This window comes from Blastococcus sp. SYSU DS0828 (assembly GCF_054050975.1).
Genome location: NZ_JBJHAK010000041.1, coordinates 1 through 21,644, shown reverse-complemented (window position 1 = coordinate 21,644; position 21,644 = coordinate 1). Strand labels below are relative to the sequence as shown.

The window sequence follows — 21,644 nt, the reverse complement described above, 5'->3', positions numbered from 1 at the left end:
GTGGCGCGAGCATGATACGCCCCCCCCCCCCCCCCCCCCCCCCCCCCCCCCCCCCCCCCCCCCCCCCCCCCCCCCCCCCCCCCCCCCCCCCCCCCCGGGGCGTTCACACCAGGCGCAGCGTCGCCCGCTTGAGCCGCACGATCAGCCGCATGCCGCCGGACTCCACCAGCTCCCGCTGCCGTGCGCGCAACTGCTCGCCGAGCTGCTCGAGCCGCTCCTCGCCCAGGGCGTGCGCCTGGGGGAACATCCGCTGCTCCTCCTCCATCGTGTGGTGGCGCAGCGTCTTCTCCAGCATGCGCACCTCGGTGGTGAACTCCGGGTCGTCGGGTGCCGTGCGCATCACGGTGGCCAGCTGGTCGTCGATCTGCCGGTGCTCGGCGTGCGCGAGGGAGAGCAGCGGCGAGACGTCGACGACGGCCGGGTAGAACAGCTCGTCCTCGATCTGGGTGTGGATCTCCAGCTCCCGCAGCAGCCGGCCGCGCAGCTCCTCCCGCCGCTCGGTCTCCTCGCCGGTCGTCTCCGCCAGGTCGCGCAGCAGCCCGCGCAGCACGTCGTGGTGGGCGGTCAGGACCTCGTCGGCCTTCATCGGGATGCCTCCTGGACGGTGGTGATCGCGGTGGGCGTGCGCCAGTCGGCCCGACGGCGCACCTCGACCCGGCCCTCGCGGACCCGCGTGTCGAAGCAGGGCAGCGGTGCGGTGGAGGGGCCCTGGGCCGGCTCACCGGTGGCCAGGTCGAACCGCGACCCGTGCCAGGGGCAGACCAGGTCGCCGCGGTGCAGCCAGCCCTCCCCGAGCGGCCCGCCCTGGTGGGGGCAGCGGCCACCGACGGCCTGCACGGCACCCCCGGTGGCGACGAGGACGACGGGCATGCCGTCGACGTCCACCGGCACCGGCTCGCCCTCGGGCAGGTCGGCCAGGGCGGCGGCGTCGGTGAAGCGCCGCGGTTCGTAGCTGCGGACGGCGTGGTCGGTACCCATCCCGTGCCGGTAGGAGAGCGCGCCACCGAGCCAGCCGCTGGCGACGGTGACCGCGTAGCCCGCGGCGGCGGTGACGCGCGCGCGGGCGGCCCGGCCGCGGGCCCGATCGGCCAGCGACCAGGTGTAGAGCGCGAGCGCGGCACTGTTCAGCCCGGCGTGCACCAGCCCGACGCGGCGGGCCTGGTCGTGGGCGTGCTGCCAGTCGGTCAGCCCGGTGGCCGCCGCGGCCACCGCGCCGGCGACGCCGACCCGCACCGCGGTGCGGGCCGCCGCCCCGGAGCCCGGCCCGCCGCGGCCCGTGGCGTCCAGGGCGTCGAGGGCCAGGGCCGCCGTCCACGACCCGATCGGCACGGTGACCAGGGCGGGGTGCAGCGGGTGGCCGAGCCAGACACCGTGCAGCAGGTCCTGCAGCGGCCGGGCATAGCGCCCGGCGAGCAGGAAGGTCAGCGAGATGCCGTGCTCGACCGGGTAGCTGGGCGCGTCGAGGACCTCCCAGCGCTCGACCGCCCGCAGGGTCCGCTCGAACACCCCCCGCACAATCACCGGCGCACTCTCCGTCGACGCATTCTTCGCATCTGCCCAGGTGGGGAGCGGTGAAACAGCGCGGGACCGGCTCGTGCGCCGCGCCGCGGCGTCGTAGCGTCCGGTGCCATGGCGACGCGAGAGTTCCGGACGGTGCTGGAGGGCGGTTCCTACTTCGAGGGGCCGCGGTGGCGCGACGGGCAGTGGTGGGTCTCGGACTTCTACCGGCGCACGGTCAGCCGGGTCGCGCCCGGCGGCGGGGAGAACGTCGTCCTCGAGGTGGAGAACCAGCCCTCGGGACTGGGCTGGCTGCCCGACGGCTCGTTGCTCGTGGTGTCGATGAAGGACCACCGGCTGCTCCGGGTCGCCGACGGCGAGGTGTCCACGCACGCCGACCTCTCTGCGGTCTGCGGCGGGCACCTCAACGACATGGTGGTCGACGCCGCCGGCCGGGCGTTCGTCGGCGACTTCGGCTTCGACCTCATGGGCGGTGGCGCGCCCGCCCCTGCGTCGGTGAAGCGGGTCGACCCCGACGGGACGGTGACCGTGGTGGCCGAGGACCTGCGCTTCCCGAACGGCTCGGTGATCACCCCGGACGGCGGCACGCTGGTCGTCGGCGAGACGTGGGGCAACCGCTTCACGGCGTTCGACATCGCCGCCGACGGCTCGCTGGGCGGCCGCCGGGTGTGGGCGGAGCTCGGCCCGTTGCCGGTGGGCGACTCGGTCGAGGAGCTCATCGGGCAGGTGGTGGTCGCCCCCGACGGGTGCACGCTCGACGCCGAGGGACACGTCTGGGTCGCCGACGGGCTGAACTCCCGGGTGGTCCGGGTGGCGGCCGGTGGCGCGATCGTCGAGGAGATCGCCGCACCGGACGGCATGGGCGTCTACGCCTGCGCGCTGGGTGGGGACGACGGCCGCACGCTGCTGCTGTGCTGCGCACCGGACTTCTACGAGCACACGCGGGCACCGGTGCGCGAGGCGGTGCTGGTGTCGACGGAGGTCGCCGTCCCGCACGCCGGCCTGCCGTGACGCGATGTTGATCAGGTGACCTGATCGTTCGGGGTCCTGGCTCAGCGTCGACAGTGAGCCAGGACCACCGCAGGTGAGCCAGGACGCCGTGCCGGGGCTCACCAGGCCCGCGGCGTGCCCCGTCGGATCGCGCCGTCGACCGCCGGACCGGTGCCCTCGAAGAGCTCGGCCCGGCCGCGGCCGAGGACCTTCGCGTCGTAGAGGGCGCGGTCGGCACTGCGCATGAGCTGGGACGCGCTCTCGCCGAACGAGTAGCCGGCCACCCCGCAGGAGAGCGAGATGTCCGGGTGCAGCACGCAGATGCGCCGCACGAGGGCGAGCGCCGTCGTGGCGCGGACGCCGGGCAGCAGCAGCGAGAACTCGTCGCCCCCGTGCCGGGCGAGCACCGCCCCGGCCGGCAGCTGCGCCCGCCATACGTCGGCGACCCGGCACAGCACGCGGTCACCGGCCTCGTGGCCGTAGGTGTCGTTGACCGACTTGAAGTGGTCGACGTCGAGCAGCGCCGCCGACAGCGGCTCGCGGGTGCGGCCGGCCTCCGACAGCAGCTCGTCGAGCGCTTCGTCGAAGCCGCGCCGGTTGCGCAGACCGGTCAGGGGGTCGCGGCTGGCGCCCGAGGCGCGGATGACCAGCCGCCGGATGACGACGCCGAGGCCGACGAGCACGACGTCCAGGCCCAGCGCGGTGGTGAGCGGCACGCCACCGGAGACCTGCAGGGACGCGGTGACGGCGGCTACCGCGAGCGCCTGGTGCGCCCACGCCTGGCGCCCGGTGAAGAACAGGTGCGCGTCGACGACGACGAAGCTGATGAGCGTGGCGGCGGCCAGCGCGGTGACCGGGTCGGGGCTGGCCACGACGGCCGTGGCGATGAGGACGTCCGCGGCACCCACCGCCACGTCGAAGACCCTGCGCGGCCACCGGGCGCCCCACCGGGCGACGACGACCGCCGCTGCCAGCGCGGTGAGCGAGAGCGCGAGCAGGACCGAGCGGAGGGCACCCGGCTGGGCCCCGGATGCGATGAGCAACCCGGCGGCGCCGCCGAAGCCGTAGAAGATGGCCAGCGTCTGCGCCATGACGCGCAGCGTCGCCACCTCGGGCGCTCCTGACCGGCTCACCTGGAGAACGTCGGCCGTTCCGCGCCCGACCTTGAGGCCCCGCCAGGGGTGACCCGCCTCGCACCGACTCGCCCGTCCGGTCGTTCCGGGGGCTCGGGACGCCGGACGTCGACGGGGCTCACAGGAAACCTCCCTAGGATGACGGTTCGACGCCGACCTGAGGAGCACCGCCTCATGGCCCCCGTCCCGCCGGACCGCCGCACCACCCGCTGGCTCCGCCGCCGGCCCACCGAGCCGCTGCCGCAGCCGGAGCCCGCCCGGCGTCCCCGGTTCGACCGTCCACCGCCGGTGGGCAACGACTGGTACGGCGCTCCGCCGCCGGCCGGTGGCCCGCCGCGGTACGAGCAGCGTCCGTACGGGCAGCCGCCCTACGGGCAGCCTCCCTACGAGCGGCCTCCCTACGGGCAGCCTCCCTACGGGCAGCCGCCGTACGGACCGCCGCAGTACGGGCCGCCGCCGCGCCCGTGGCCCGGGGAGGAGCCGCGGCGTACCTACCCGACGGCCCGGCCGGAGGGCCCCTTCCCGCCCGCGCCCGAGCGTCCGCTCCCGCCGCCGCGCGGCCGCCGGGGTCGCCGGGACCGCCCTCCGCGGCGTCGCCGGGGGCTGGTCCGTCGCGTCGTCCGCGTGCTGGCCGTGGTCGGCGTCGTCCAGGCGCTGGTGGTGCTCTCGCTGCGCTGGGTGGACCCGCCCACGACGGCCTTCATGCTGGCCAACCCCGACGGCGCGATCCAGCAGTCGGTGCCGGTCGAGCACGTCTCCCGGAACTTCCTCGCCGCGGTCATCGCGCACGAGGACGCGCAGCTCCCCTACCGCTCGGGCGCCTTCGAGTGGGACGCGCTGTGGAGCCGGGCGACGGCCCACCTCTCCGGAGAGGACGACCCCTCGGGTTCCACGATCCCGCAGCAGATGGCCAAGAACCTGTTCCTCAACCAGGAGCTCAGCGCCTGGCGCAAGGGGGTCGAGGCCCTCCTGGCCGTCGAGCTGGCCGCGTTCGTCGACGACCGCCGGATGCTCGAGCTGTACGTCAACTACGCCCAGTTCGGGCCGACGATCTACGGCGTCTGCGCGGCCGGCTGGTACTACTTCGACTCCCCGCCGGCGGAGCTGTCCGCCGCGGAGGCCGTGCAGCTGGTCGGCCTGCTCCCCTCCCCCGGGCACGTGCAGCGGGCGCCCGGCGGCGGCATGGACTTCCAGGTGGACGACGGGCTGGGCTGGCTGTCCCGCTCGCACGTGGTGAACGCCCAGAACCGGGTGCCCGCGCACCTCGAGCGGCTCGGCTTCCAGCCGGTCGAGGACGTCGGCATCGAGGGGCTGGCCTCGGACCAGGAGCCGTCGGCCGACGACTGCTCGACGCCTCCGCAGGAGGTCACCGACCTGATCGCCGCCGAGGGCACCGGCTGACCCGACCGCCGGTCAGCCGGCGAGGTGCGCGCCCAGCCGGTCGAGGAAGGGCAGCTGACCGCGGACGATCTTCACCCGCGCGGTGGCGAGGTCGAACCAGGCCGCGCGGTCGATCTCAGGGAACTCCTGCACCCGGCCCGACCGCGGCGGCCACTCCAGCTCGAAGGTGTTGCTGGTGATCGCCCCGGCGTCGAGGTCGCCCTCGCCGGCCCAGACGGCGAGCAGCTTGCGGCCGCGCACCTCGCCGAGCGGCTGCAGCGACGCGGCCGGCACCGGGCAGCCCAGCTCCTCGGCGAACTCGCGGCGCGCGGCGGCCTCGGCGTCCTCGGCCGGGTCGTGCTCCCCCTTGGGGACCGACCAGGCGCCGTCGTCCTTCCGCGCCCAGAACGGCCCGCCCATGTGACCGAGCAGCACCTCGACCGCCTCGCCGGTGCGGCGGTACAGGAGGACGCCGGAGCTGCGGACGGGAGGCACCCGCTCAGCCTGGCATCCGGGCCGGGTGCGCGGACCCCGGGCCCGGACACGGCTCGGGCGGCTACCCGTGCGCGGTCAGCACCTCGGCGCCCGCGAGGTCGTGGTGCCGGCCGCGGGGCAGCATCAGCGGCTTCCCGGACACCGGGTCGGTGACGATCAGGCTGGGCAGCCCGAACACCGCCTGCACCGTCTCCGGGGTGAGCACCTCCTCCGCGGTCCCGGCCGCGTGCACCCGGCCCCCGGCCAGGGCGACCAGGTGGTCGGCGTAGCGCGCGGCCAGGTTGAGGTCGTGCAGCACCATGACGATCGTCGTGCCGCGGGCGCGGTTGAGGTCGGTGAGCAGGTCGAGGACGTCGACCTGGTGGCTCACGTCCAGGAACGTCGTCGGCTCGTCGAGCAGCAGGACGTCGGTGCGCTGCGCGAGCGCCATCGCGATCCACGCCCGCTGGCGCTGGCCACCCGACAGCTCGTCCACCGGCCGGTCGGCGAGCTCGACGGTCTGGGTGGCCTCCAGCGCCGCGGCGACTGCCTCGTCGTCCTCCCGGCTCCAGCGGGACAGCAGCCGCTGGTGCGGGTGCCGCCCGCGGCCCACCAGATCGGCCACGGTGATGCCCTCGGGGGCGATCGGCGACTGGGGCAGCAGGCCGAGGATGCGGGCCAGCTCCTTGGCCGGCATCCGGTGCACCGCCTTGCCGTCGAGCAGCACCTGCCCGCCGCGTGGGCTGAGCAGCCGCGACATCGAGCGCAGCAGCGTGGACTTCCCGCACGCGTTCGCGCCCACGATGGCGGTGATCCGGCCGGGCGGGATCGCCAGGTCCAGCGAGTCGATCACGGCGTCGTCGGTGTAGCCGAGGGTCAGTCCCTCGGCGACGAGCCTCCGGTCGCGGGTCACAGGCCGCCTCCCGTGCGGTTGGTGCGGACGATCAGGTAGATGAGGTAGGGCGCGCCCAGCACCCCGGTGACGACGCCGACCGGGAAGCGGGTGCCGAGGGCGAACTGGCCGACGAGGTCGGCGACGAGCACGAGCAGCGCCCCCACCAGCGCCGCGGGGACGAGCAGCGAGCCGTGCGGCCCCACGATGCGGGCGGCGATCGGGCCGGCGAGGAACGACACGAAGGCGATCGGCCCGCACGCGGCGGTGGCGAAGGCGAGCAGGCCGACCGCGGCGACGATCACCACGACGCGGGTGCGGTCGACCCGGACGCCCAGCGCGGAGGCGGTGTCGTCACCGAGCTGCAGCGCGGAGAGCTCCCGCGACCGGGTCAGCAGCACCGGGCCGAGCACGGCGAGGGCGACCAGCGCCGGCAGGGTCGCCGCCCAGGTGGTGCCGTTGAGGCTGCCGGTCAGCCAGCGCAGCGCCTCGGCGAAGTCCCACGCCCCGGCCTCCGAGAGGACCCAGGAGGTGATGCTCCGCGACATGGCGGCGACACCGATGCCGATGAGGATCAGCCGGGTGCCCACGACGCCGTCCTTGAAGGCCAGCCCGTAGATGGCCAGCGCGACGCCCAGCGCGGCGACGATCGCCAGCGCGGAGACCGCGGTGCCGCTCCACCCGAGGACCACGATCCCGAAGGCGGCGGCGGCGCTGGCCCCGGAGGTGATGCCGATGACGTCGGGGCTGGCCAGCGGGTTGCGCAGCATCGTCTGGAAGGTGACCCCGGCCAGGCCGAAGCTGAGCCCGGCCACGACCGCGAGGACCGCGCGCGGCAGCCGCAGCCGGCCGACGGTGAACGACGCCCCCGGCACCTCCTGGCCGAGCACGACGCGGAGCACGTCCCCGGGCGGGTAGAAGGTCCGCCCGACCATCAGCGTGGCGACGAAGGTGACGACCACCAGCCCGGCGAGGACCGCGATGACGGTGCGCCGGCGGGCGGAGCGGCGCACCCGGCCGGCGGCGACGGCGTCGACGGTGGCCGGCCGGGCGGTGACGACGGCGGTCACAGCTCGCTCACCTTCTGCCGGCGCACGATCCAGATGAAGAACGGGGCGCCGACGAGCGCAGTGAGGATGCCGACGTCGAGCTCCTCAGGCCGGGCGACGACCCGGCCGAGGACGTCCGCCGCGGTGAGCAGGGCCGCGCCGGTGAGGGCGGAGAACGGCAGCAGCCACCGGTGGTCGATGCCGACCAGCAGCCGGCACAGGTGCGGGACGACGAGCCCGACGAAGGCGATCGGCCCGGCGACGGCGGTGGCGGCGCCGCAGAGCAGCACCGAGCCCAGCGCCGCGACGCCCCGGGCGAGCGCGACCCGCTCGCCGAGGCCGGCGGCGAGGTCGTCGCCCAGCGCCAGGGAGTTGAGGCTGCGGGCCGACAGCAGGCTGATCGCCAGGCCCACGAGGAGAAAGGGCAGCACGGTGCCGATGCGGTCGAAGGTGGCGCCGCCGACGCCGCCGATCTCCCACGACTGGACGCTCTCGGCGATGTCGCCGCGCGGCAGCGCGATGGCGGTGACGAACGAGGTGAGCGCGGCGGCGGTGGCCGCCCCGGCCAGGGCGAGCTTGAGCGGGGTGGGCCCGCCGCGCCCCAGGGACCCGACGGCGTAGACGAAGACGGCCGCGACCGCGGCGCCGGCGATCGCCGTCCACACGATCGCGGTCTCGGAGAACAGGCCGAACCAGGCGAGCCCGACGACGACCGCGAGCGAGGCGCCCATGTTGATGCCCAGGACGCCGGGGTCGGCGAGCGGGTTGCGGGTGACGCCCTGCATGACCGCGCCGGAGAGGCCGAGCGCCGCGCCGACGACGACCGCGAGAACGGTGCGCGGGATCCGCTTGGTGACGGCGGCCTCGGCGATGGTCTCCGAGGAGCCGCCGAGGGCGGCGACGATGTCGGCCCAGCCGACGCCGCGGGAGCCGATCGCCACCGAGGCGCCCATCAGCGCGACGAGGACGGCGAGGACGACCAGCAGCCAGAGCAGCCGGACCGGCCCCGGACGCCGCCGCGGGAGGGCGGCGGCGTCCGGGGCCGGCGGGGTGTCGACCGAGGTCACGGGGCCTTGGCGGCGGCCTCGGCGAGCATGCCGACGTAGTCCTCGAGCACCCACGGGATGGCCAGCGGGGTCGGGTTGGCGGCCGTGCCGAGGGGGGTGTTCGGCAGCAGCACGATCGCGCCGTTGCGGACGGCGGGCATCTGCGACAGCAGCGGGTCGGCCTCCAGCGCGTCGACCAGCGCCTGGTCGCCGTAGGTGACGATCAGCTCGACGTCGTCGAGGGTGTCGATCTGCTCGGCGCTGATCGAGCCGGAGTACTTGTCCGGGTCGGTGGAGGCCGCGGCGATGCTCTCGGGGGTGGCGAGGCCGAGGTCCTCGAAGAAGGCGGCTCGGGTGTCGTGCGGCGTGTAGAAGCTGACCTCGCTGAGGTCGGTGGTGTCCACGTGGGTCATGAACATGGTGGCCGTGCCCTCGAGCTCGGGGTGCTCGGCGACGGCGTCGGAGATCTGCTGCTCGAGGTCGGCGATGAGCTCCTCGCCGTCGGCGGCCATGCCCATGCCGGCGGCGTTGACCTCGATCATGTCCTGCCACGGGGTCGCCCAGGGCGCCGCGGGGTAGGCGACGACCGGCGCGATCTCGCTGAGGGTGTCGTAGTCCTCCTGCGTGAGGCCGGAGTAACCGGCGAGGATGACGTCGGGGTTCGTGTCGGCCACGGCCTCGAAGTCGATGCCGTCGGTCTCGTCGAACAGCACCGGGGTCTCGGCGTCGAGCTCCTCGAGCCGCTCCTCGACCCAGGGCAGCAGGCCGTTCCCGTCGTCGTCACCGAAGTTGGCGGCGGCCATGCCGACCGGCACGACGCCGAGGGCCAGCGGCACCTCGTGGTTGGCCCACTGGACCGTGGCGATCCGCTCGGGCTTCTCCGGGATCGTGGTGGTGCCGAGGGCGTGCTCGATGGTGATCGGCGTGAACTCCCCCGCGGACCCGGTGGTCTCCCCCGCCTCCGACGAGGAGCAGGCGGCGAGCCCGACGGTGAGCAGAGCGGCCGCGGAGGCGGCTGCCAGGTGGGATGCGCGGGTCATGGTGTCCTTCCGGGCGCGCCACGGCGGCGCGGTGATCAACTAAGGATTGCCTAACCGAAGTCTGAGTGACCGTCCGGCCGGAGACAATCCCTCGATCAGGACACCCGATGTCGCGAATCGGACACCTACTGGGCGCGGAACCGCCCGGGGCTCATGCCGGTGACGCGGCGGAAGGCGGCGCCGAACGCGCTCACCGACCGGAAGCCGACGCGGCCGGCGATCTGCTCGATCTCCGCGCCGTGGGCCAGCATCGTGATGGCGTGCTGCGCGCGGGCGGCGGCGACCCACTGGCCGAAGCCGAGCCCCGTCTCGCTGCGGAAGGCGCGGGTGATGGTGCGGGTGCTGACGCCCAGGCGGGCGGCCCAGCCGGCGAGGGTGGTGTCGTCGGCGGGGTCGGTGCGCAACGTGTCGACGATGGGCGCGAGCAGCCTGGACGACGGCACGCGCAGCAGCAGCTCCCGCGGTGCGGGGCGGAGGACGTCGAGCACCATCGCCTCGGTCGTGGCGCGGGAGCCGGCGTCGAGGTCGGGGGCGTCGAGCCGGTCGAGCAGCAGCCGCAGCAGCGGGGTGATCTCCACGGCGACGGGCTGGTCGGCCAGCCGGGGTGCGTCGTCGACGCAGAAGTGCACGGCGCGCATCCAGGTGCCGGCGGGCGCCCAGCCGGTGTGGCGGGTGCCCGCGGGCAGCCAGAGCCCGTGCGCGGGGGTGATGGTCCACAGCCGGGAGTCGACGGTCACCGACGACGCGCCCCGGCTGTTCCAGAGCAGCTCGTGCGTCGGGTGCGAGTGCTCCTCCCACCAGGTGTCGGAGGAGAGCGCCTCCGACCAGCCGAGAGCGACGAACGGGACGTCGACCGACCCGGCCTCGTAGACCGGGAGACTGATCCGCTCGACGGCGCGCGGCGCGAGCCCGGTGGCGGTCATCGGCTCGCGCCCCCGGCCGGGGCGGCGGGCTGGTCGACGATCACGTGCACGGCTCCCGGGATCTCAGCGCTCCTGCGTGACGCGCATCGTCGCAGAAGCCGCCGAGCGGGCGCCGGTCGCCGTCCCCGTGCCCGGACGGCGGCGTCGCCGTCCGGGCACGGGTGGTAGCGCTGCGGGCGGGCGGCTCAGCGCTCGCGGATGCCCTCGTCCGGCCGGGGCCGGCCCACCGGGCGCGGCGCGGCGGCGGGCTCCAGCCGCTGGGTGATCTCGAGCTCGCCCGTCTCCGGGGCCGCGTGCCGACCGATGCGGGGCATCTTGAACTCGGCCGTCTCGTCGAGCAGGTGCTTGGTCACGCGCCGTCCTTCCGTGGAGGTTTCGCCCAGCGTACGGAGGAAAACGGGCTCGCCAGGGCAGCCGCGGGAAAAGCCCAGGTCGGCTGTTGCGTCCGGGACGACTGTGACGAACGGGCGCCCGGCCCGGCCCGTGCGCGACTCCACGGGAGATGCTGGGGACCGGTTCCGCCGTCCCGAGGAGTGCCCGTGCCGTCCATGCACCGCAGCCACCGCGTCATGGGCGCGCTCGTCGGCACGGCGGTCGGTGACGCGCTCGGGGCGCCGTTCGCCGGCGGCCCGCCGGGGCAGTTCTCGGCCCGCTTCCCGGAGCCGGCGCGGGGCTCGCGGACGGAGATGTGCGACGGCCCGGACGACCGCGCGCCGGGCGAGGTCACCGACCGCACGCAGCGGGCGCTGCTGGTCGGCCGGTCGCTGCTGGCGCGCGGCGGCCTGGACGCAGCCGACCTGGCTGCGGCCGGCGACGGCTCGCTGGCGCCGGCGGTACCCGCGGCGATCTGGGGCGCGCGGTCCGGGGCGGCGGCCTCCGCGGACGCCGCGCGGCGGATCGCGGTGCTGGCGCACGGCGACCCGGCGGACGGTGAGGGGTCCGTGGTCTTCGCCGAGCTGCTGCGGGTGACACTGGACGGCGGCGACCCGCTGGCGGCGGTCCCCGCCGCGCTGTCGCTGGTGGCCGACGAGCAGCGGTGGGCGGCCGTGCTGGCGCCGGACTGGACACCGGACCAGGCCGGCGGGCCGGACGGCGCGGCGGAGCCGGTGCTCGGTGCGGCGGTGTGGGCGCTGCGGCGCGGGCGGTCCTTCGCCGAGGTGCTGCGGCTGGGCCTCGACCTGGGCGGGGACACCGGCACGGTGGCGTGCGTCGCCGGGGCGCTGGCCGGCGCGGTGTTCGGCATGGGCGGCATCCCGATGCGCTGGGCGTCGGCGGTGCACGGCCGGGCGCCCGGGACCGGTGACCGGGTGGGGCTGGCCGACCTGCAGGAGCTGGCGACGCTGCTGGACGGCAAGCCGTGGGTGCCCAACGACCCGGGCGTGATCCCGCGGATCGGCCCGGCGGAGGTGCTGCCGGGCATCTGGGCGGGGAACCTCGACGGCGCCCGGTTCAGCGAGCGGGACTTCGCCGTCATCTCGCTCTGCAAGCTGGGCGAGCCGTTCGGCCACCCGGTGCACCGGGTCGCCCACCTCGCCGACACCGAGCACAACCCCGGGCTCGACGCCGTGCTGGCCGACGTCCTCGACGACATGGCGGCGCTGCACGCCGAGGGGCACCGGCTGCTCGTGCACTGCCACGGCGGGGCGTCGCGAACCGGGCTGGTGCTGCGCGGCTGGCTGGTGCGGGAGAAGGGGATGTCGGTCGAAGAGGCGACGGCGCACGTCGCCGAGCGCTGGCCGCACCTGGGGCTGTGGAACGAGAGCTTCACCGCCGCGCTGCAGCGCCTCGCCACTGAGCGGGTCAGCCCATCGGCAGGGTGATCGACGACGGTGCCGCGCCGCCATGGCAGATGCGGTGCGTCACCGGCACCCCACGGGTGCCCTCGCCGGGCGGCTCGCCCGTGCCGAGGTTGCGGGCGTAGCGCGGGTGGGCGCCGCCGGAGACCTGCAGCCGGATGCGGTGCCCGGCGCGGAAGCGGTGCGCGACATCGGGCAGCGTCGTCTCCACGACCCGCTCCCCCGCCACCGGCTGCTCGCCGGGCGCGGGGTCCAGCCGGACCAGCCGGTCGGTGACGTTGATCGACGCGCCGTCCGGGCCGACGTCGCACAGCCGCAGGAAGACGTCGGCGTACGGGTTGTCGGACTCGTGGAACAGCCGGACGCGCGCACCGCCGAGCAGCTCCACCGGCTGGCGCAGCGGCGCGGTGGTGAAGGTGCGGACGTCGTCGCGCGCCTCGAGCTCCCGGTTGTCCCGCTGGCCGGCGCTGGCGGCGAGCACCCGCCCGCCGACCGACGGAGTGGGGTCCATCGGGTCGTAGGTGAAGGTGGTGGGCTCGTGGGTTCCAGTCGGCACGTCGTCGTCCAGCCGCCCGCCCGGGGCGAGGTACCAGGCGCGGTCCGTGGTGGCCGGCGGCCAGTCGGGCATGGTCCGCCAGGTGCGGGCGCCGGTGACGTGCACCCGGACGCGGCCCGGCCGCTGCGGAACGGGCGCTGCGCCGTCGACGGGCAGGTGGGTGGCGAGCCAGGCGAGGCTCTCCGGCGTCGTGACGGCGGCGTCGATGGTGAGGTGCGCCCACGGGCCGAGGGTGAGGCCGACGTCGACGCCGCGGTCGCGCAGGACGGCGTACTGGTACAGCGTCTGCTCGACGAACCAGTCCTGCCAGCCGCCGATGAGCAGGGTCGGGACGGTGCTCGAGTGGACGGCCGGGGTGGCGCGGTAGCGGTCCCAGTAGGAGTCGGCGAGGTCGGGGTGGGCGAGCCACTCGTCGAACCACGGGGCCGGAGCGCCACCGAACCGCTCGGCCAGGCCCTGCAGCGGGAGCTCGCCGAGGTGCGGGGCCAGCCGCCGCTCGGCCGTCATCAGCCGGTACAGCCCGCGCAGGAAGCTGACCCGCTCCTGGTGGGCGACGAGCTCGGTCCAGATGGCGAGGTTGGTGAGCTGGAAGGCGCCGTCGACCATGCCGGCCTGGGCGAGGTCGTGCGGGCCGATGTGCAGCACCATCGCCTCGAGCTCGGGCGGCGGGTCAAGCGCCAGGGCCCACTGGGTGTAGCCGAGGTAGCTGGGGCCGAGGGTGGCGAGCCGGCCGTCGAACCAGGGCTGCTCGCGCAGCCAGGCGACGGTGTCCCGCCCGTCGTGCTCCTCGTTGACGACGGGGCTGAACTCGCCGCCGGAGCCGAAGGTGCCGCGCACGCTCTGCACCACCACCGCGTAGCCGCGCTCGGCGTACGGCACCGTCATCGCGAAGGCGAACCCGAGGCCGCGGCCGTAGGGCGAGCGGAGCATGACGGTCGGGTGCGGGCCGGCCGACGCCGGCAGGTAGACGTCGGCCCGCAGGGTGGTGCCGTCGCGCATCGGGACGTCGACGCCGCGCAGCACCCGCACCTCGTGGGTGGCCGGGGGCAGCTGCCACCGCTGGCTCAGCGCTGCGGCGGCCATACGGGCCGGCCGTGGGAGCGGCGTGGGGAGCGTGCGGTCGGTCCAGGGCACGAGAGCCTCCAGTTCGGTGGGCGGCGATCCGGGACCCTAGCCGCGGGCTCGGCCCACGAGATGCGCGGTCAGCCGGTCGAGGAAGGGCAGCCGCTCAGGTCCACACAGTTCTCTCACGGCGGCAGTTGGAAGGTGCACCGCGGCCCGGACGCGGCGGCGAGACGCCGGTCGAGGGTCCACAGCGGCGCGTCGAGCGCCTCGGCCAGCGCGACGTAGGCGGCGTCGTACGCGGTGACCCCGGCGTGCAGTTCCCACACGCGGTCGGCCAGCGGCTCGAACGGGAAACACGTCAGCGGTAGCTCGACGAGGTCACGGTGGGCGAGCGCGCCGACGTCCGCACCGAGCCGGCCGGCGAGGACGGCGCGCCGGAGCACGTTCGACACCTCGACGTACACGTGCGCCGGCGCTGCGAGGTCCTCGCCGCGCAGCCCGGCGCGCGCCCAGGAGCCGTCCGGGCCCCCATCGATCAGCGCGGCAGCGAGGACGGACGCGTCGACCACGACGGTCACCGGCGGTCGGCGTCGCGCAGTTCGAGGATCGCGTCACCGGACAAACGGCTGGCGGTGGTGAGCACGCGGTGTTGAACGCGGTCCCACAGGGCGTCCGGGCTGGGGCGCCGCGCGAGCGCCACCAGTTCTGCACGCAGGTACTCCTGCAGCGACTGACCGGCTCGGGCCGCGCGCGCCGCGAGCTCATCCCTGGCGTCATCGGGGACGCCTCGGATCGTCACGGAGACGGGCATGCATGCACATTAGCTGCAGAAGCATCACTATGGCGGTGACCAAGCGGTGACCCGAGCTCAGCTCGCCAGGAGGCGCCAGGTGGCGTAGCCGTCGTCGGCGGCGTCGCCGAGCCGGCGCCATTCGGTGGCGTCCGGATTCCCGAGCACCTGGTCGAGCCGCTGCAGCCGCTTGCGGTCGCTGCCGGCGAACCGGTTCCGCTCGGCGAGCGGATCAGCGATCAGGCCGGCCAGGAAGGCGGCGTCCCCGCTATGCCGTTCCGCATCGCGGGCGTCGGTGGCCCAGGCGGCGGCCTTGAGCACCAGGGCACCGAGCAGGTCCGGCACCGGGACCGGCGCCGTCCGCTCGCCCTTGGTCACGTACACGGGCATGGCCCGCCGCAGGGCCTGGGTGCCGCCCTCGATGCGGATGGTGTCCCCACCGACCGTGCGCAGCCGCCGCCGCGGGGGCGTGTGGTCAGGGGCCAGGACGTCGGCGCGGGCCTGGTCCCGGGCCCGGACGAAGCGGTAGACCCTGCCGGCCGAGTCCGGCTGCGGTTCGAGGTCCAGATCCCGCACTGCACGGACGCAGCGCACCAGTCCGGCGTCGTCGGTGAGCAGGTCGGCGAGGACGTCGACGTCCTGACTGGCCCGCGTGGCCACCCGCCCGGCGACCAGCCCGTGCAGCATGACCATCTGGCCGCCGACGAGCACCCAGCCGGTCGGCGGCAGCTGCTCGGCGAGGTCGAGGATGAGGTCCCAGAGGGTGTCCAGCGGACCGGCCAGCGCCGGCAGCTGGACCCGCGCCTCCGCTGCGGTCACCGGCTGAGGTCGCCCAGTGCGGCGGCGAGCAGGTCGAGTCCGGCTCGCCGGGTGCGCACGTCGGGCGACTCGGCGAGGTCGACGGCGACGACCGCGACCGGCATGTGGGTGCGGCCGGTGAGGCTCACCTCGTAGCGGGGCACGCGCACGACCAGGTTGGCCTCTCCTCTTTCGGAAAGGCCGAGCTCGCGGCGCAGCTCGTCGAGCGTGGCTTCGGTGCAGTACACCTCGGCCGCGGCCTCGGCAGCGACGATGTCGGCGCCAACAGCGGCCGCCACAGTCAGTCCGGAGGGGACGACGCCGTCGGCGTCGAGCAGCCGTTCCCGGTAGGCGGGCAGGACGCGCAGCTCGTGGCGCTCCGCCCGGTCCCGGGCTGCGGCGACCAGCTGCTCGGGGTCGTAGCCGCGCAGCCGGGCGAGCAGCCGGGAGCGGTCGGCGGGCGGCAGCCAGTCGACATCCTCCCCGGAGAGCTGCCAGAGCGCGGCCCACACGGTTCGCGGGGCGAGGGCACGTCCGGCCGTGATCGGCAGGCGGGCCCGACCCTCGACGGCGTCCTCGTCGAGCACGAGTGTGCGGCCCACCCGGTGGGCCGCCAGCTTTCCGGCGCGGATCAGCCGGCGGACCTGCTCCGGTTCGACACCGAGACGCTCGGCGGCCTGGTCGACGGTCAGCATGCCGATCCCTTCACTGGCACAAATGGGGGTGTTACACGACCTATTGTGCCGACAGTTCGGCTGTCACCTTCCGCGACATGCGGGAGACCACGACGGTTCTGACCACACCCGACGTCCCCGTTCAGTCCCACCACAGCTTCCAGACCGGGCGGTCCACGAGGAGCCGCGCCAGGCCCGCGACCGTGCCCCCCGATGCGTAGCCGAAGCCGTCCACAGGGCCGTCCTCGGACAGCACATCAGGGCACAGTGCAGCCACCTCCGCGGCGATCGGCAGCGCCTCCGACTCGTCCGCCGGCGGGTACGGCACCAGCAGGGTGAGCGTGGCGAACCCGAGTCCCGCTTGGACGACCCCGAAGCGCTTCTCCCAGCTACGGAGGACGGCGGAGACCTCGGCCGCACTCCTGCTGTTGATCGCCCCGTGCCAGCCGATCGAGGCGATCGCGTCGCTGGGACGACGACACGGCGCCAGGCCGATCCGCCCCGATCTCCCCGGGCGATCGCGTCCCCCAGCACCGAAGCGGAAGGATCCGCACGACGCAGCGGCGCCGACAGCCCGGGGAACTCGGCGCCGAACGGACGCAGGTGCTCGACGTACGGATCGGCACCCATGGGGACGAGACTGTCCGCCCACCCCTCGGCCAGCACCGTCTCCGGGTGGAGCGCATCGACCTGCGCCAGCGGAACCGGCTTCAGCTCTCCCGAGTCCCAGGGACGGTCCGGGGCATCACCGCCGAGCGATGTCAGCGCCAGCGGCCACAGACCAGTCTCGGGGAAGAGGTCGACCAGCCGCCGCCAGGTGGCCGCTACGTCGGAGGTTCCACGGTCGGTCAGCCAGAGCGCCGGCGCCTGCACCGGCCCTGCCTCGGGGATGAGGTTCCTCGCGACGGCGGGGCGGCCGGGGCCCAGGTCGACGTCGCCCAGCCGGAGCCGGCCGGCTGCGGGGAGCTGGGGATGCGGCGAGGACGGGACGCCGACGTCCGCAAGCATCGGGACCGAGATGCGCGCGTCGAACGACGCCGAGTCGAGCAACGAAAGGGGCAGGCGCCGCCGAGAACGGGACATGTCCCGACCCTGGCGCAGCGCCCGCCAGAGCTAGAGGTCTCGGCAAGATGCGTGGACACGATCCGCCCATCCACACCCGCTGCTGGCGACCCGAAGATCCACCGCACCCCTCGGTCCCGCGTAGGGGCTTCCGCCTCTGACCGGGCGGGACCTGTCGGCCTGCCGTCCGCCATGGCGAGGCCCTAGCGTCCGAGGGGACGTCGTCCCGGCAACGGAGGAGCAGCATGCGCGCGGTGCAGTACCGGACCATCGGCAGCGAGCCCGAGGTGGTCGACGTCCCCACTCCGGAGCCGGGCCCCGGCCAGGTGCGGCTGCGGGTCACCGCCGCGGGGCTGTGCCACTCCGATGCGTTCGTCATGAGCCTGCCGGCCGAGCAGTACATCTACGGGCTGCCGCTCACCCTCGGGCACGAGGGCGCGGGCGTCGTCGACGCGCTGGGCGAGGGCGCCACGGGCGTCCAGGTGGGCGAGCCGGTCGCCGTCTACGGGCCGTGGGGTTGCGGGCTGTGCCACGCCTGCGCGCGTGGTGCGGAGAACTACTGCCCGCGGGCGGCGGAGCTGGGCATCCAGCCGCCGGGGCTGGGCTCCCCCGGCGCGCTGGCCGAGTACATGATCGTGGACGACGTCCGGCACCTGGTGCCGCTCGGCGACCTGGACCCGGTGGCCACCGTGTCGCTGACCGACGCCGGGCTGACGCCGTACCACGCGATCGTCTCCAGCCTCCCAGCGCTGCCGGCCGGGGAGCACCGCCGTGGTGATCGGGGCGGGCGGGCTCGGGCACGTGGGCATCCGGATCCTGCGGGCGATCACCGGCGCCACCGTGATCGCGCTGGACATCAGCGAGCAGAAGCTGGAGCTCGCGCGCGAAGTGGGAGCCCACCGCGCGCTGCCGTCGGACGAGTCGGCGGTCGCGGAGATCCGGAAGCTGACCCGCGGGGTGGGCGCCCAGGTCGTGTTCGACATGGTCGGGGCGCCGCCGACCCTGGAGATCGCCCGGAAATCGGTCGCGCTGGACGGCGTCATCCAGATCGTCGGGATCGGCGGCGGGCTGCTGCCGACCGGCTTCTTCTCGACGCCGATGGGTGCCTCGGTGCGGGCGCCGTACTGGGGCAGGCGGTCGGAGCTGATGGAGGTGCTCGACCTGGCACGGGCCGGGGCGATCTACGTCGAGGTGGAGCGGTTCACGCTCGACCAGGCGCCGGAGGCCTACCGGAGGCTGCACGAGGGCACGATCCGCGGCCGCGCCGTCGTCGTCCCCGGGGACTGACCGCCGGCCGAGGGCGACGACGCCCGCCGCCCGGGGGGCGCTCTTGCACGTGCACGGGCACGTCCATGCCCACCGCCGCCCTGCCCCTACGGCGACGCCGTCCCGGGCCGCACGTCACCCACCCGCCCCGGCGACGGGCGTGCGCGGCTCCTCCCCGGCCAGCACCGCGCGGACGTTGTCGACGGCGAGCCTGCCCATGGCGTCGCGGGTCGCCAGCCCGGCACTGGCGATGTGCGGCAGGAGCACCACGTTCTCCAGCGAGCGGAGCCCCGGGTGCACCTGCGGCTCGTTCTCGTAGACGTCGAGACCGGCCGCGGCGATGACGCCGCTCTCCAGTGCGCGGACGAGGGCGGCCTCGTCCACGACGGGCCCGCGGGCGGTGTTGACGAGGATGGCGGTCGGCTTCATGATCGCCAGCTTTTCCGCGTCGATCAGGTGGCGGGTGGCCGGCGTGAGCGGGCAGTGCAGCGACACCACGTCGCTCTCGGAGAGCACGCGGTACAGGTCGGCGGGCTCGACGCCGTACGCCGCCGCCTCGTCGCTCGACGCGCGGCTGCCCGTGGCGAGGATCCGCATGCCGAAGGCCGCGGCGCGTCGCGCCACGGCCATGCCGATCCGGCCGAGGCCGACGATGCCCAGGGTGGCTCCACCACTGACATCGAGCCCGACGAACGACTGCGGACCCCAGATCCAGTCGGCGCCCGTGCGCATGAACCGGTCGGCCTCGACGATCCGCCGCGACGTGGCGAGGACGAGCGCGAACGCGCAGTCCGCGCTCGCCTCGTCGAGGACCCCCGGGGTGTTGGTGACCACCACGCCGCGGGCGTGGGCCGCGGCGACCTCGACGTTGTCATAGCCGACCGCGACGTTCGCGACGATCCGCAGGCCGGGTCCCGCTGCGTCGAGGACCTCGCCGTCCACCCGGTCGGTCAGCAGGGTGATGAGCGCGGAGGCACCCCGCACCGCGGACAACAGCTGCTCGCGCGAGGGCGGACCGTCGGGGTCGTCATGCACCACCAGCGGCACACCGAGATCGCCGGCCGCGGCCATGGCGGCAGGCGTCAAGCGGCGGCTGAGATAGACGTGGCCCATCAGCGGCCGCCGCGGAAGGGCTGGACCCGGCGGATCCCCGTGGGGACCTCCACCTCGGGTGCGTCGGTCGCGTCGTCGGCAGCTGTGGGAGGCACAGGGTCGGTCTACTACATCGCGGCGGCCGACGGGCGCCTGCGGAGCCGTCCGCGCGGAGACGCTGCAGGGTCGCCCGGCAACCGGTCGCGCCGTCGTACTCCCCCGATCGCTGGCTGTCCGCTCAGCCAGTGGCGACCGCGCCGGAGTTGGGGACCAGCTCGACCCAGGTGCTTCCGGGCGTCAGGGTCACGGGGTCGCCGTCGGGGTCGGTCAGCTGCACCCGGTCCCCGATGGCAGGCTTGGACCAGGTCGCCTCGGTCGTGTGACCGCCGGAGGCGACGAGGGCCTGCCCGCTGCCGGTCAGGACCGTCTCCGGCACGGGGTTGCCGGCCGGGTCGCGGGCTTCGGTCTGGACGACGTCGACGCGCAGGACGACGACGTTGGCGGCACCGATCCGCGCGCCGCCCGCCTCGACCGCCGGGGTGCTCCCCTCAGCCCGGAGCCAGCGGCCGTCCGCGGCGCTCCAAGCCCACCGGGGGTTGCTGATCCCCGACAGCTCGAGGTCGAGCGTGGCCGTCGGCTGCCCCGCGGCGACGGCGGTGGACTGCTCCCCCGTCTCCGGGTGCTCGAACTGTGCTCCAGGCGAGGTGCGGTGGTCGGCGTCGGCCTGGTCGAGGAGGGTCTGCGGCACCGCGTGGACGTTGTGCGGGGCCGAGCGGGCCGTCGTCCGGAAGAAGCCGTCGGCGCCGGAGTCCTGCCGGAGCACCTGCAGCCCGGCGTCCTCGCCGGCGGCGATGTAGGGCGGCACGCCGCCGGAGAAGGCGAGCAGCCCGCCGAGCGGTGCGGCGATCGCGGGGTCCATCGGCCGGATCGACCGCACCGGGCCGATCTCGGGCGGAAGGGTGGAGTGGTAGACGGCGACGAACCGGGTGATGCCGCCCTCGACGACCTGCTCCCAGACCATGTCCGCGGCGTTGATCCCGGTCTGCGGGCGGGCGGCGGCGGAGTTCTCGATCTTCACGGCGAGCGCCGGGCGGTCGGGGACCGCGTCGGCCGGCACGCCGGTCAGCGGCCAGGTAGGCCCGGACGGCGACGTGCCGGCGAGCACCGTGTCGAGGAAGGGCAAGGCTGCGACGTGCGGCTTGACCGCCGGCCACACGACGACGCCGGCGACCACCAGCACCGCGAGCAGGACGAGCCGGCCCGCGCGGCGAGAGCGCGGGCGGTTCTTCGCCGTCCTCCGCTTCGTCGGCCCGGGACGCCTACCCGAGCCCTTCGTGGGCCGGGAGCGCTTCGGAGACCCGCGGCCGGTCGTCGACCGGGAGCGGGACCGTGGTGCGGTCGACCTGGGCACGGTGAGCTTCCTGACTCGGGGACGTCCTGCCTCTTGTCTATCGGCACGGTCGGCCGGACCTACGACCCCGCGGGAGCGCCCGAGCTACTACGCCCGGTCGGGGAGGCGGAGACGCACCGCTCGCACGAGCCCTCGCTGGCGACGAACGACTCGGGTGCGGTGGCCCGGCGGCAGGTGCGACACCACCGGAACGACCGGCGCCGCCGGGAGGCGATGTCCTCGGCTACCTGGCTGACGAACCATCGCACGCCGTCCGCCCCGTCCGCCGGACTCTCCCGCCGCCAGCCGGCGCCGAGTGCCCGGACGAGGTCGCGGAAGCCGACGTCGAGCAGCCCTGCGAGCTCCGCCTCGTCGGCGGTGGGGTCAGACTCGTTCCCCCACTCGAGGTCGCAGCTCCGGCAGACGAACGCCGGCTGCTCGTCTCAGACCACGCAGCCACCGAGCGCGACTCGGCCGTTGTCCGCCTCCTCGAAGAGGTCGGACCCCGGCAACCCGTAGACCACCGGAGTCGAGTCTTCCCGCCCGCACCCGGGGCACACCCGCCCCGCCTGCACACCGACGAATCCGCCCATGCCACTCCCTGGTCCGCGCCTTCCCCGTGACGGCAGGGCGGACCATGACAGGCGCCACCGACAGCAACCGGCCGCCCGCCCAGACATCCGCCGCAGTGCCACCCGATCGGGCGACGG

At 75.0% G+C, this 21,644-nt stretch carries 22 protein-coding genes and 1 pseudogene; 5 read left to right on the top strand and 18 right to left on the bottom strand.

The window, feature by feature from the left end; all coding sequences use genetic code 11:
* Nucleotides 1-103: 103 nt before the first annotated feature.
* A complete protein-coding gene (locus ACI79Q_RS20435) occupies nt 104-586 on the bottom strand; it encodes a hemerythrin domain-containing protein (protein ID WP_456588539.1) in 483 nt (160 codons plus the stop codon).
* The gene (locus tag ACI79Q_RS20430; RefSeq protein ID WP_456615282.1) at nt 583-1,506 is read right to left on the bottom strand and encodes a Rieske 2Fe-2S domain-containing protein; all 924 of its coding nucleotides are present in this window, start codon (nt 1,504-1,506) and stop codon (nt 583-585) included. Before ACI79Q_RS20430 ends, ACI79Q_RS20435 begins: the two co-directional genes overlap by 4 nt.
* Nucleotides 1,507-1,629: 123 nt before the next feature.
* On the opposite strand from ACI79Q_RS20430, the gene ACI79Q_RS20425 reads away from it, so the two are divergent.
* Nucleotides 1,630-2,529 (top strand): SMP-30/gluconolactonase/LRE family protein, encoded by a 900-nt coding sequence (locus tag ACI79Q_RS20425; RefSeq protein ID WP_456615281.1) that lies wholly within the window; start codon nt 1,630-1,632, stop codon nt 2,527-2,529.
* A 98-nt stretch (nt 2,530-2,627) separates the two neighbouring features.
* On the opposite strand, the gene ACI79Q_RS20420 is transcribed toward ACI79Q_RS20425, so the two are convergent.
* Nucleotides 2,628-3,641, bottom strand: a complete 1,014-nt coding sequence (locus tag ACI79Q_RS20420; RefSeq protein WP_456615280.1) for a diguanylate cyclase — start codon at nt 3,639-3,641, stop codon at nt 2,628-2,630.
* 174 nt (nt 3,642-3,815) lie between these two features.
* On the opposite strand from ACI79Q_RS20420, the gene ACI79Q_RS20415 reads away from it, so the two are divergent.
* Complete coding sequence (locus ACI79Q_RS20415; protein ID WP_456615279.1) at nt 3,816-5,042, top strand: transglycosylase domain-containing protein; 1,227 nt, start codon at nt 3,816-3,818, stop codon at nt 5,040-5,042.
* Between the two features lie 12 nt (nt 5,043-5,054).
* Here the strand turns inward: ACI79Q_RS20415 and ACI79Q_RS20410 are convergent, their stop codons facing one another.
* The 7 genes from ACI79Q_RS20410 to ACI79Q_RS20380 all read right to left on the bottom strand — a co-directional run bounded on the left by ACI79Q_RS20410 (nt 5,055) and on the right by ACI79Q_RS20380 (nt 10,798).
* Entirely contained in the window at nt 5,055-5,516 is a 462-nt protein-coding gene (locus ACI79Q_RS20410; protein ID WP_456588534.1) for an NUDIX domain-containing protein, read from the bottom strand.
* Between the two features lie 61 nt (nt 5,517-5,577).
* Nucleotides 5,578-6,408: an ABC transporter ATP-binding protein gene (locus ACI79Q_RS20405; protein WP_456588533.1), complete on the bottom strand. Its 831-nt coding sequence runs from the start codon at nt 6,406-6,408 to the stop codon at nt 5,578-5,580.
* The gene (locus ACI79Q_RS20400) at nt 6,405-7,457 is read right to left on the bottom strand and encodes a FecCD family ABC transporter permease (protein WP_456615278.1); all 1,053 of its coding nucleotides are present in this window, start codon (nt 7,455-7,457) and stop codon (nt 6,405-6,407) included. Before ACI79Q_RS20400 ends, ACI79Q_RS20405 begins: the two co-directional genes overlap by 4 nt.
* Complete coding sequence (locus ACI79Q_RS20395) at nt 7,454-8,503, bottom strand: FecCD family ABC transporter permease (protein WP_456615277.1); 1,050 nt, start codon at nt 8,501-8,503, stop codon at nt 7,454-7,456. Before ACI79Q_RS20395 ends, ACI79Q_RS20400 begins: the two co-directional genes overlap by 4 nt.
* Nucleotides 8,500-9,522 (bottom strand): iron-siderophore ABC transporter substrate-binding protein, encoded by a 1,023-nt coding sequence (locus ACI79Q_RS20390; RefSeq protein ID WP_456615276.1) that lies wholly within the window; start codon nt 9,520-9,522, stop codon nt 8,500-8,502. Before ACI79Q_RS20390 ends, ACI79Q_RS20395 begins: the two co-directional genes overlap by 4 nt.
* A 125-nt stretch (nt 9,523-9,647) precedes the next feature.
* Complete coding sequence (locus ACI79Q_RS20385) at nt 9,648-10,445, bottom strand: helix-turn-helix domain-containing protein (protein ID WP_456615275.1); 798 nt, start codon at nt 10,443-10,445, stop codon at nt 9,648-9,650.
* Between the two features lie 185 nt (nt 10,446-10,630).
* Nucleotides 10,631-10,798, bottom strand: a complete 168-nt coding sequence (locus ACI79Q_RS20380; RefSeq protein WP_456615274.1) for a hypothetical protein — start codon at nt 10,796-10,798, stop codon at nt 10,631-10,633.
* Nucleotides 10,799-10,993: 195 nt separating this feature from the next.
* Here ACI79Q_RS20380 and ACI79Q_RS20375 point away from each other — a divergent pair, with 195 nt between their 5' ends.
* Nucleotides 10,994-12,265 (top strand): ADP-ribosylglycohydrolase family protein, encoded by a 1,272-nt coding sequence (locus ACI79Q_RS20375; RefSeq protein WP_456615283.1) that lies wholly within the window; start codon nt 10,994-10,996, stop codon nt 12,263-12,265.
* On the opposite strand, the gene ACI79Q_RS20370 is transcribed toward ACI79Q_RS20375, so the two are convergent.
* The 6 genes from ACI79Q_RS20370 to ACI79Q_RS20345 all read right to left on the bottom strand — a co-directional run bounded on the left by ACI79Q_RS20370 (nt 12,246) and on the right by ACI79Q_RS20345 (nt 16,776).
* Nucleotides 12,246-13,931 (bottom strand): CocE/NonD family hydrolase, encoded by a 1,686-nt coding sequence (locus ACI79Q_RS20370; protein WP_456615273.1) that lies wholly within the window; start codon nt 13,929-13,931, stop codon nt 12,246-12,248. The genes ACI79Q_RS20375 and ACI79Q_RS20370 overlap by 20 nt on opposite strands.
* A 113-nt stretch (nt 13,932-14,044) precedes the next feature.
* Entirely contained in the window at nt 14,045-14,440 is a 396-nt protein-coding gene (locus ACI79Q_RS20365) for a type II toxin-antitoxin system VapC family toxin (protein WP_456615272.1), read from the bottom strand.
* Nucleotides 14,437-14,673 (bottom strand): FitA-like ribbon-helix-helix domain-containing protein, encoded by a 237-nt coding sequence (locus ACI79Q_RS20360; RefSeq protein ID WP_456615271.1) that lies wholly within the window; start codon nt 14,671-14,673, stop codon nt 14,437-14,439. Before ACI79Q_RS20360 ends, ACI79Q_RS20365 begins: the two co-directional genes overlap by 4 nt.
* Nucleotides 14,674-14,730: 57 nt before the next feature.
* Nucleotides 14,731-15,471, bottom strand: coding sequence for a hypothetical protein (locus tag ACI79Q_RS20355; protein ID WP_456615270.1), 741 nt, complete (start codon nt 15,469-15,471; stop codon nt 14,731-14,733).
* Nucleotides 15,468-16,145, bottom strand: coding sequence for a helix-turn-helix domain-containing protein (locus ACI79Q_RS20350; RefSeq protein ID WP_456615269.1), 678 nt, complete (start codon nt 16,143-16,145; stop codon nt 15,468-15,470). Before ACI79Q_RS20350 ends, ACI79Q_RS20355 begins: the two co-directional genes overlap by 4 nt.
* 121 nt (nt 16,146-16,266) lie before the next feature.
* Nucleotides 16,267-16,776: a DUF4253 domain-containing protein gene (locus ACI79Q_RS20345; RefSeq protein ID WP_456615268.1), complete on the bottom strand. Its 510-nt coding sequence runs from the start codon at nt 16,774-16,776 to the stop codon at nt 16,267-16,269.
* Nucleotides 16,777-17,431: 655 nt separating this feature from the next.
* On the opposite strand from ACI79Q_RS20345, the pseudogene ACI79Q_RS20340 reads away from it, so the two are divergent.
* Nucleotides 17,432-17,791 (top strand): annotated as a pseudogene (locus tag ACI79Q_RS20340) (alcohol dehydrogenase catalytic domain-containing protein); the annotation flags it as partial.
* A gap of 166 nt (nt 17,792-17,957) precedes the next feature.
* Nucleotides 17,958-18,473, top strand: a complete 516-nt coding sequence (locus ACI79Q_RS20335) for a zinc-binding dehydrogenase (protein WP_456615267.1) — start codon at nt 17,958-17,960, stop codon at nt 18,471-18,473.
* A 114-nt stretch (nt 18,474-18,587) separates the two neighbouring features.
* Here the strand turns inward: ACI79Q_RS20335 and ACI79Q_RS20330 are convergent, their stop codons facing one another.
* Both ACI79Q_RS20330 and ACI79Q_RS20325 read right to left on the bottom strand, forming a co-directional pair.
* Entirely contained in the window at nt 18,588-19,538 is a 951-nt protein-coding gene (locus ACI79Q_RS20330; RefSeq protein WP_456615266.1) for a 2-hydroxyacid dehydrogenase, read from the bottom strand.
* A 244-nt stretch (nt 19,539-19,782) separates the two neighbouring features.
* Nucleotides 19,783-20,784 (bottom strand): DUF3048 domain-containing protein, encoded by a 1,002-nt coding sequence (locus tag ACI79Q_RS20325; protein WP_456615265.1) that lies wholly within the window; start codon nt 20,782-20,784, stop codon nt 19,783-19,785.
* Nucleotides 20,785-21,644: the final 860 nt, after the last annotated feature.

Bases quoted from the DNA above. Each gene is read 5' to 3' on its own strand.
- ACI79Q_RS20425 (WP_456615281.1), top strand. From the start codon at position 1,630: ATGGCGACGCGAGAGTTCCGGACGGTGCTGGAGGGCGGTTCCTACTTC.
- ACI79Q_RS20415 (WP_456615279.1), top strand. From the start codon at position 3,816: ATGGCCCCCGTCCCGCCGGACCGCCGCACCACCCGCTGGCTCCGCCGC.
- ACI79Q_RS20350 (WP_456615269.1), bottom strand. From the start codon at position 16,145: ATGCTGACCGTCGACCAGGCCGCCGAGCGTCTCGGTGTCGAACCGGAG.
- ACI79Q_RS20390 (WP_456615276.1), bottom strand. From the start codon at position 9,522: ATGACCCGCGCATCCCACCTGGCAGCCGCCTCCGCGGCCGCTCTGCTC.
- ACI79Q_RS20435 (WP_456588539.1), bottom strand. From the start codon at position 586: ATGAAGGCCGACGAGGTCCTGACCGCCCACCACGACGTGCTGCGCGGG.
- ACI79Q_RS20375 (WP_456615283.1), top strand. From the start codon at position 10,994: ATGCACCGCAGCCACCGCGTCATGGGCGCGCTCGTCGGCACGGCGGTC.
- ACI79Q_RS20360 (WP_456615271.1), bottom strand. From the start codon at position 14,673: ATGCCCGTCTCCGTGACGATCCGAGGCGTCCCCGATGACGCCAGGGAT.
- ACI79Q_RS20385 (WP_456615275.1), bottom strand. From the start codon at position 10,445: ATGACCGCCACCGGGCTCGCGCCGCGCGCCGTCGAGCGGATCAGTCTC.